Genomic DNA, 9,310 nt, shown 5'->3' with positions numbered 1-9,310 from the left:
CGCCGGCGCCCGAGGACCGGCTCTCCGCGCCGCCGTACGTGCCGAACACGCCGGTCGCGATGCCGGACGGCACGGTGGAAATCGCCGGGGAGCCGCCCGTCGCCGGCTCGAGCGGGGGCGCGGGCGTGCTCTGCGCATGGCCGCCCGGCGGCAGCGCGAGCGCGGCCGACAGCGACACGGCAAGCAACTGTTTGACACGCATGGCAGGATGAAAACGACGCCGTCCCGCGCGCCCGGCGCGCATCGCGGCGTCTGGTCTGAATATTCGGGTCATTGTACCGGCGCGGCGGCCACTGTCCCGTGCCACGCATGCGCCATCTGCGCCCCCGAGGACGCGAACGCCGCTGCTATGATAAGCGCCCGTTGAGACGGAGCATGACATGTCAGGACTCACCCATTTCGATGCCGCCGGCCATGCGCACATGGTCGATGTCGGCGACAAGCAGGAAACCCGGCGCATCGCGATCGCGCGCGGCACGATCCGGATGCTGCCGGCCACGTTCGCGCTGATCCGCGACGGCAAGGCCAAGAAAGGCGACGTACTCGGCGTCGCACGCATCGCGGCGATCCAGGGCGCCAAGCGCACGGCCGACCTCATCCCGCTGTGCCACCCGCTCGCGCTGACGCGCGTGGCCGTCGACTTCGAACTCGACGACGCGCTGCCGGGCGTCCACTGCGTCGTGCAGGTCGAGACGTTCGGCCGCACCGGGGTCGAGATGGAAGCGCTGACCGCCGTGCAGGTCGGGCTGCTGACCGTCTACGACATGTGCAAGGCGGTGGATCGCGGGATGGTGATCACGGAGGTGAGCGTGCGCGAGAAGCGCGGCGGGAAGTCGGGGGACTGGAAGGCGGGAGACGCGGCGGAGTGAGCGCCCGGGCGCCGCCTGCCCGTTATTGCGAGATAAAACCGCTTATCTCATACAATTACCGGATTCCGCACGAGAGAGCGTGCGAACCAGCACAACAAAAGCGAGCACTGGTGATGAATTCGCAAGCGTTAAGAAGCGCCTTGTTGGCCGGACCGGTCCAGCATGAGCGCCTGGTCAAATTGGATACTCCGCTCGGCCCCGACGTCCTGCTGCCGCATCGCGTCACGGGGCGATCACGGCTCGGACGCCATTTCGAGTTCACCGTCGATACCGTGTCGGTATCCGATAACCTCGAACTCAAGAAACTGATCGCGCAGCCGGTGACGCTGTGGATCCAGCAGACCGATCGGTCGTACGCGCCGCACAACGGCTACGTGCATGCGGCGCGCCGACTCGGCTCGGACAGCAGCGTCACGCACTATCAGATCGCCTTTGCGTCGTTCCTCCACTTCCTGAAGTTCCGCCGCGACCAGCGCATCTGGCAGAACCGCTCGGCGGACGACATCATCGCCGACGTGCTGAACCAGCACCCGCAGGCCAAAGGCCGCTTCACGTTCAAGCTCTACCAGCCGCTGCCGTCTCGCTCGTTCTGCATGCAACACGAGGACGACTGGAATTTCGTGCATCGCCTGATGGAATCGGAAGGCCTGTACGGTTTCTGGGAACAGGACAAGGACGGCAAGTCGCACCGGCTCGTCATCGTCGATCGCATCGACGCGTTGCCCGCGCTGTCGCCGCGAACCGTGCGCTTTCATCACGCGGGCATGGGCGACGAAGCCGACACGCTCGTCCAGTTCACCGGTACGCGCACGCTGCGAAGCGTCGCGCGCACCACGCGCACGTTCGACTACAAGCAGCCGCCCACCGCGTCGAATCCGAAAGCCACCCATACGCCGACGATCGCCAACCAGGGAGATTTGCCGCCGCAGCTCGAAGTCTACGAATATACGGGTGCCTACACGTATCCCGAGCAGTCACGCGGCGACCATCTGTCGAAGATCTGGATGGAAGAGCAGGAATCGCACGCCAAGCGCTTTCACGGTGTCGGCGGCGTGCGGCGCATGGACGCGGGACGTACGTTCGAGTTCACCGAACACCCCGAACACGACAAGGACGACGCCGGCCAACGCGAATTCGCTGTAATCGAGACGGCGTGGGTCATCGTCAACAACCTGCCTGTCGCGGACGGAAGCGCCCATGCCACATTCCCGCATAGCTTGCGGGCCGAAGTCGACGGCATCACGCAGGCACGCGCCGGCGACGCATCGCGCGTTCGCCATTCCGACGGCAGCGAGGGCTTTTTCCAGGTCAGCGTCGAAGTACAGCGCACGACCATCCCGTTCCGCAGCCCGCTCGAGCATGCGAAACCGCCGATGCAGCTGCAATCGGCGATCGTCGTCGCGCCGCAAGGCGAGGAAGTCCACACCGACGAGCTCAACCGGGTCAAGGTCCGCTTCCACTGGGACCGCCTAAACGACGGCGACGAGCGAGCGTCGTGCTGGCTGCGCGCCGCGACGGCGGACTCGGGCAACGGTTACGGCGCCGTCCACCCGCACCGCGCCGGCGAGGAAGTGCTGGTCGATTTCCTCGGCGGCGACTGCGATCGCCCGATCGTCGTCGGCAAGCTGTACAACGGCGCGACGAGCCCGCAGTGGCACAGCAACGGCATCTTGTCCGGATACCGGTCGAAGGAATACGCGGGTGCCGGCTACAACCAGCTGGTGCTCGACGATGCGACCTCGCAGAACCGCGCGCACCTGTACAGCAGCCAGACCAACGCGCATCTGCATCTCGGCTACCTGATCGACCACACGGGCAACAACCGCGGCAGTTATCTCGGCAGCGGCTTCGACCTGCGCTCGGACGCATTTGGTGCGGTTCGTGCGAACCGCGGCCTGTACGTCACGACGTATCCGAAACCGCCGGCGAGCCAGCCACTCGACGTCCAGGAGACGCAGCAGCAGCTCGTCAGGGCGGAAGGCCTGATGGAGGCCATGTCGGAAGTCAGCGCGCAGCATCAGGGCGAGTCGCTCGCCCCCGGCCACTCGGCGCTCAAGCAGTTCACCGACGCGACGCAGAACAGCGTGAGCGGCGGCACGTCGGGCGGCCGAACCGCCGGCGGCGGGACCGGCAGCGCCAATGCGTTCAAGGAGCCCGTGATGCTGTTCGGCAGCCCAGCCGGCATCGGGATGTCCACGCAGCAGTCCGCGCAACTTGCCGCGGACCAGCACATCAACCTCGTCAGCGGGCAAAGCACGCACGTCGCCGCCGGGAAATCGCTGATCGCGAGTGTCCTCGACCGTATTAGTCTGTTCGCGCAGAACGCGGGGATCAAGCTGTTCGCCGGCAAGGGCAAGGTCGAAGTGCAGGCGCAGGCAGACAACATCGAGCTGACCGCGCAGAAGGCGCTGAAGTTGATCGCCGTCACGCAATCGATCGAAGGCGCCGCGGCAAAGGAGATCCTACTGACGTCCGGCGGCGCCTACATCCGCATCGCGGACGGCAACATCGAGGTGCACGCGCCCGGCACGATCGACATCAAGGGCGCGCAGCATGCGTTCAGCGGCTCCACGCACCTGTCGCAAACGATGCCGACGCTGCCGAACTCGTCCGGCAACTACGACCAGGCCTTCATCGCGCACTGGGCCGGCACCGACATTCCGGTCGCGAACACGCGGTACCAGATGTTCTCGAACGGCAAGCTGCTCTCGGAAGGCGTCACCAACGCGGCAGGCGAAACCGGGCTCACGCAGAGCCACGTGCCGCATGACGTCGTCGTCAAGTTTCTAGGGAAATCGAATGGCTGACGGACAACAGGAGAAGGTGCTCGGCACCGGTGCGGGGATGCTAACCCCGACGGGATATCAGGATCGGCCGAAGGTGCAGATCAACATCTGCGACAAGCACGTAACGCCGGCGGCCGATTCCATTATCGGAACCTGTCCATACTACTACCGGCCACTGCATGGCGAGTACTGGGAAACGGTCGAAAAGGTCAGCAAATCGAGTATCTGGGCGACCGTCAAGAAATTCGCCACGTCATGGGATCCGTGGAAAGACACGAAAGTTGCCCGTGAGTTGCTGCATCGGCGGGAGAATCTGATAGAAGCCGCAAGCACTGATTCCGACTGGTCACGCCACGGTAATTTCATGATGCGTCATATCGGGTGCGGACATAAGCCGCCGGGATACTATGTCAGCTATGGTTACTACTACTGCTCGAATTACGGTAAATACCTGCTTCCAGAGTTGAGCGACAAAGGCAAGGCATGGCTGGCAAGCGCACGCTGGTTCCTGCAGCACTATCTGGAACAGGGTTTGCAGCAGAACATGCGTGGCGACACCATTTCCATCAGGGGCAAGAAGCCGAACAGCGGCGCCTGCGTGATGAACGTGCCGCAGTACACGCTCGAACTGGACGACGAAACGTTCAAGACATACGCGTTCAAGACCCATCCTCTCGCCTATCTCGACGGTGGTCTGGCCGGGCTCGGGCCTGTCGATATGTTCTATATCCTGAAGCAACCCAACACTCAGGAATGGGGGGATGTCAGAACGCTCTACCAAGCATTCGACAGTGGTGTCGGCGTGGGCAAACAATACGTCGACAATACCGTGGAATACGCGAAAAAAGCAGGTGATGCGGTCAACGAACATGTCATCGACCCTGTTGCACAGGCAATCGAAAAACTGATGCCGAAATGAAATGACGAGAAAACTCCTGAAGCTGTCGCTGGGTGCGGCAGTCGCGCTCATTGTATTGATTGTCGGGTACTCATATATGTCGAATGACTGGCAGGTCGTTTCCAACACTTTCATGAAGAACAGCAAGCCCTATGGCGGGGGCGACTTCGCGATATCGGGAAACGAGGCGATCACGCTGAAGATCAGCGATCCTGAAATCACCTTCAAGCCATACGCCGAATGGAAGGACAAGGAAAAGGCCGAGCCGACCGAAGCCTGGATGAACGACAGCCGTGAAACGCTGAACCGGACGTCGGTCGAATTCTGGCGGGGCCCGGTAAACGGTGACATGACGCGCCATTTCAACCAGGCAGGCCAGAACGCCGCCTGGTGGCACGCGAAGGATTGGACGGTCGAATTCATCAGCACCGGCTGGATGGACTACAAGTCCCCTCAGCCTGCCGACGGCCTGACGCCGCAAGTGACCAAGCTCTGGAAGTCATCCAACGGCGGACGCGACTGGGTGCAGCTCGCGTGGCCAGAAGACCGGAACATCGGTCGCCTGTTGTTTCTCGATCCGCAGCGCGGCTATGCGATCGGCTGGGGCCCGCACGTGTGGCGCACGTCCGACGGCGGTCAATCGTGGCGGGAAGTCGAACTGCCGCCGGGCGCCGCGGAGGCCGGCAAACCTCGCCGCACATTTGACGGCATCGACCTCGGCCCGGACGGTACCTTGCGCGTGGCATACCACGTCGAGAAATCCGCGCACGCTTTCGCCGGAAGCGTCGTCTATCGGCTCGGTTGGGAGCAATCCGCGTTCGCCCTGGATGCCGTTTTGCCTGAACAGGTGATCGTCAACCTGTCCTCGTCACCGGTCGCGTCGAATCGCTATGCGCTCTACGCCCTGTCGCGCCTCGGTGAACCGCTCAATTCCGGCAATCCCGCCGACAAAGGACAACGCGTCGGTGCCATTTCCACCTGGACGAACAGTGCACCCGAGCAGGTTCAGCAGTTGCATACGTTTGACGACAAGCTGACGCTCGATAGCCTGAGCGTCGGCCGGGACGGATTGCTGCTCGTCTACGCAACCGACTCCAGCCGCAACGGCACACCGCTCGATCTCACGTTCGTCAGCAGCGACGCGGGAAAGACCTGGAGCTCGAGCACGGAGAAACCGACTCAGGGAGGATATTTCAACGCCCAAACGAACACGCTGTATTCGCTGGTCGCCTATACGCTCAAGAAGCGGCAGTTCTGACCGTCCCGATGCGGTTACCGCGGGGCCCCCGTCGCGATTCGGGCGTCGGCTCCGCGGCCGGCTGGGGCCCCGCATATGGCGGGCTTCGGACGGCGGAAACACGTGGCAAGCGATCGATCCGCCGGCCGACGCGCACGTCGGCAGCGGAACGCGTCAGAATTTCAATGCAATCAGCCTCGGCCCGGACGGTGCTCTGCGGATCGCCTGCCCTGTCGCACAGACTGCCGAAGCACCGGCTCACAGCTCGGTCGACCGGCTCGACTGGGGGCAGCACGCATTCGTGACGGATACCGTGATGCCAGGCCAGGTCATCACAGCGCCCGGCACCACGCCGAAGGGATCACGTCATTCAGTGTACGCGCTGTCGCATCTCGACGAGCCGCAAAACGGCAAGGGGCACGACAATGGCCACCGGACGGGCGCCATTTCCACGTGGACGACCGACCATCCCAAGGTCGTGCAGCAACTGCGCACGTTCGACGAGAAGCTCACGCTCGCCAGTATGAGCATCGGTCGCAACGGCCTCCTGCTCGTCCACGCAACCGATCCGAACTCCGGAAGCGGCGGTACCGGCGGCGGCGCACCGATCGACCTGACGTTCAGCAGCACCGACGCCGGCAAGACTTGGAATAAAACGACCGACAAGTCCGCACAGGGCGGCTACTTCGACGCACAGACCAATACGCTGTACTGGCTGCACGGATTCACGCTGAAGAAGCGGACCTTCTGATCGCGTGCTGGAGGCGTTGCCGGCCGGTCTGCGCCGATACGGCGAGCCGGCCCGCTACGGCTCGCCCGAGATGCTGCGCACACGAACCGCGAGCGCTCGGCACCCCTACCGCGTATATCGACTTTCGATAGCCACGCACAACCAGTGCAGCCGCCGACGCACGACGTGCACTGCCCGCGCTTCACTGACCGCGTGACGGCTCGAACACGAACGGTTGGGTCAGCAGGAACGGATTCGCGGTCGCGCCCGTCTGCACGCAGGTCGCGTGCGTCATCGCGTCGACGGCCGCGCGATCGGCCGCCGCGTTGCGGCTGCTCGTCGTCACGGTGACGTTCTGCGCTTCGCCGGACGTCGTCATCAGCGCGCGCACGAGCACGGTCGCCGGGCGGGTGAGCGGCTTCGCGGTATCCGGATAGACGGCGCGCGGGATGTGACAGGTCAGCTTGCTTTCCTGCGACGACGACAGCATCGCGCAACCGGACAACAGCATTGCGACGGCGGGCAGGATCAGGTAGGTCGAGCGAATAGCCATGGTCGAATATCGTTCTGGGTATTGTTCCGTTCCGGACGAACGCGCCATCCCGCGCAAGCGTGCCCCGGGCCGCATCACGTGCGTCACACTGCGCCGCGGCCAGCGGACCGGCGCCCCGTTACGGCCGCGCGGCCGACGATGCTCGGCCGCGATCCTGTCCGGCGGCTCTCCCGGATGACCGGGATGCTGCCTGTCTTCCCGCCGGCCAACCCCGACGGCCGCGGGCACGCGAGCGCTTCCGCGCATTGTGCACGCGCCGCCCGGTCAACGGCGGCAATTTGACAATGGTTGACGCGAATCGGCGCGCATGCAGCCGGAATCCACACGATTCGCGACGTAATCGACATGCGGCGGGCTTCGCCCCGTTCGTCCCGTTTCCCCGGGCCGCCCCGCCCGATGCCCGCCGCCGCTGCATCACACTGCGGCACGCGCCGGCGTGCGCGGCGCACCTCAATCCGAATCGTCGTCGTCCGAATCGTCGGCCGCATCGGCCGGCACTTCCCCGTACTTCGCGACGACGGCCGCCTTGAACGTCTTCAGCGCCGGCTGCTGGTCGCAAAGCTTGTACAACAGCGCCAGTTGCTGCGGCCAGTCCTTCAGTTCCTTCGCGAACACGTGCAGGCGTGCGACGGTATCGAGCGCGTCGGCTTCGCGGCCCGCCAGCGCCTGCAGCGCCGCGTAGCGACGCAGCACCGTCTCGCCGGGCAGCAGCGCGATCGCGCGCTCGTGCGCCGCGAGCTTGGCCGGCAGGTCATCCGCCGAAATCGGCAGCAGCGTTGCCGCACCGTACTCGCCCCACGCGCCGAACAGCCGCGACGGCGCCTCGCGGTACTGCGCGGCCGGATCGCTGCCGTAATAGAGCACTTCCGCACGCTGGTAGTCGCGCAGCACGGGTACCGCCGCCAGCACGCCGCCGAACGACAGCACCGCGAACAGCCCGAACGCGGCGCGGCCCGGCAGGATACGCAACGGCTTCACGTCGAGCAGCCCGATCACGAACATCGCCGGCAGCAGGAAGAACATGTACTGCTGCGGATACTCGACCAGCGCGTGCATCAGCAGGATGCCGATCAGCGCGAAGCCGAACACGCGCATGCTCGACTGCGGCGCGCGCACCGCCCGCACGAACCACGCCACGAGCGTGACGACGAGGATGCCGAGGCCGATGAGGCCGGACTTCGCGAGCAGGTCGATGAAGATGTCGTGCGAGTTGTTCGCGATCTCGACGCCGCCGAGCGTGCGCACGAGCGCGAACTGATGCGACGGGAATTCGCCCCAGCCGACGCCGAGCAACGGATGCTCGCGGAACATCGCAAGCCCGTACTTCCACAGCGCGAGGCGCGGCGCGATCTGCCCCGCGTCGCGCATGCGGTCGGCCGCCGATTCCGCGAGATTCAGGTGATAGTGCACGTTCGCCCAGCGCACCGCGACGTTCACCGCGATGAACGCGACCGCGAGCACGACCGGGATCAGCCACGCTCGCGCATTGCCCGGCGCGCGGCGCGATTCGAGCCACGCCATCCAGAAGCCCGCGACGACCATCACCGCGACCTGCAGCCACGGCCCGCGCGACACCGTCAGCGCGAGGCCGACCGACAGCACCAGCGACAGCGCGAGCCATGCCCACACCGCGAGCCGGCGCGTCTGCACGAGGTACAGCGCACCCGCGAGCGCGAACGCGATGTAGCTGGCCAGGTGGTTCGCCTGCGCCATGTTGCCGTACGGACGGCGGTCGACCGCGATGTTGTACATCACGACGAACGGCGAAACGGACGATTCGAGGTGAAACAGCTGCACGATCTGGGTGCCGACCGCGAACACGCCGCCGACGATCAACGCGCCGGCCATCATCCGCGACACCGCTTCGGCCAGCCCGTCGCGCGCGAGCGCATACCCGGCCTGCATCGCGACCAGCGCGGCCGCGAGGTAGCCGACCGCCAGCCAGTTCATCGACGGCACCTTGAGCGGGATCAGCGCGGTCTGCGCGATCAGCACGGCGGCAAACCCGAGCGGCACGACGAACGCGGCCGGCGCGGCAAACGGCTCGGCCGGCCGGTCGGTGCGCGTGAGCAGCACGACGGACAGCCCCACCAGCAGATACAGCACCAGCGCGGAAAACTCGGAATAGAAGGTCGGGATCGGATACGTGTGATTCGTGATCGCGTACGGCACGATCAGGGCGACAGCCAGCGCAACGAGCGACAACGAACGGGAAAAAGTAGAAGGCATGAGCGAAA

The 9,310-nt window shown here is 65.1% G+C and carries 7 protein-coding genes and 1 pseudogene; 5 read left to right on the top strand and 3 right to left on the bottom strand.

What is annotated here, in order from left to right; genetic code table 11:
• Window positions 1-202, bottom strand: a pseudogene (locus tag G3N62_RS32540) (M48 family peptidase); the annotation flags it as partial.
• 178 nt (window positions 203-380) lie between these two features.
• Between G3N62_RS32540 and moaC the strand changes: the two are divergent.
• From moaC to G3N62_RS32515, 5 genes are all read left to right on the top strand, one after another.
• Window positions 381-869: a cyclic pyranopterin monophosphate synthase MoaC gene (moaC, locus tag G3N62_RS32535; RefSeq protein ID WP_034189073.1), complete on the top strand. Its 489-nt coding sequence runs from the start codon at window positions 381-383 to the stop codon at window positions 867-869.
• A gap of 113 nt (window positions 870-982) precedes the next feature.
• Window positions 983-3,676: a type VI secretion system Vgr family protein gene (locus G3N62_RS32530; protein ID WP_124671209.1), complete on the top strand. Its 2,694-nt coding sequence runs from the start codon at window positions 983-985 to the stop codon at window positions 3,674-3,676.
• Window positions 3,669-4,574 carry a hypothetical protein gene (locus G3N62_RS32525; protein ID WP_034189071.1) on the top strand — a complete coding sequence of 302 codons (906 nt, stop codon included), beginning with the start codon at window positions 3,669-3,671 and terminating at the stop codon, window positions 4,572-4,574. The genes G3N62_RS32530 and G3N62_RS32525 overlap by 8 nt, the downstream gene beginning before the upstream one ends.
• A gap of 76 nt (window positions 4,575-4,650) precedes the next feature.
• Window positions 4,651-5,811, top strand: a complete 1,161-nt coding sequence (locus G3N62_RS32520; RefSeq protein ID WP_034189109.1) for a hypothetical protein — start codon at window positions 4,651-4,653, stop codon at window positions 5,809-5,811.
• A gap of 280 nt (window positions 5,812-6,091) precedes the next feature.
• Window positions 6,092-6,541, top strand: coding sequence for a hypothetical protein (locus G3N62_RS32515; protein ID WP_241013268.1), 450 nt, complete (start codon window positions 6,092-6,094; stop codon window positions 6,539-6,541).
• 181 nt (window positions 6,542-6,722) lie between these two features.
• On the opposite strand, the gene G3N62_RS32510 is transcribed toward G3N62_RS32515, so the two are convergent.
• Window positions 6,723-7,073, bottom strand: a complete 351-nt coding sequence (locus G3N62_RS32510; RefSeq protein ID WP_034189070.1) for a TonB family protein — start codon at window positions 7,071-7,073, stop codon at window positions 6,723-6,725.
• 450 nt (window positions 7,074-7,523) lie between these two features.
• Window positions 7,524-9,302, bottom strand: coding sequence for a Wzy polymerase domain-containing protein (locus tag G3N62_RS32505; protein WP_124671208.1), 1,779 nt, complete (start codon window positions 9,300-9,302; stop codon window positions 7,524-7,526).
• Between the last annotated feature and the right edge of the window lie 8 nt (window positions 9,303-9,310).

This window comes from Burkholderia sp. Tr-20355 (assembly GCF_017104685.1).
Taxonomy (GTDB): domain Bacteria; phylum Pseudomonadota; class Gammaproteobacteria; order Burkholderiales; family Burkholderiaceae; genus Burkholderia; species Burkholderia seminalis.
The sequence above is the reverse complement of the archived record's forward strand: the minus strand, read 5'-3'. Positions and strand labels throughout refer to the sequence as shown.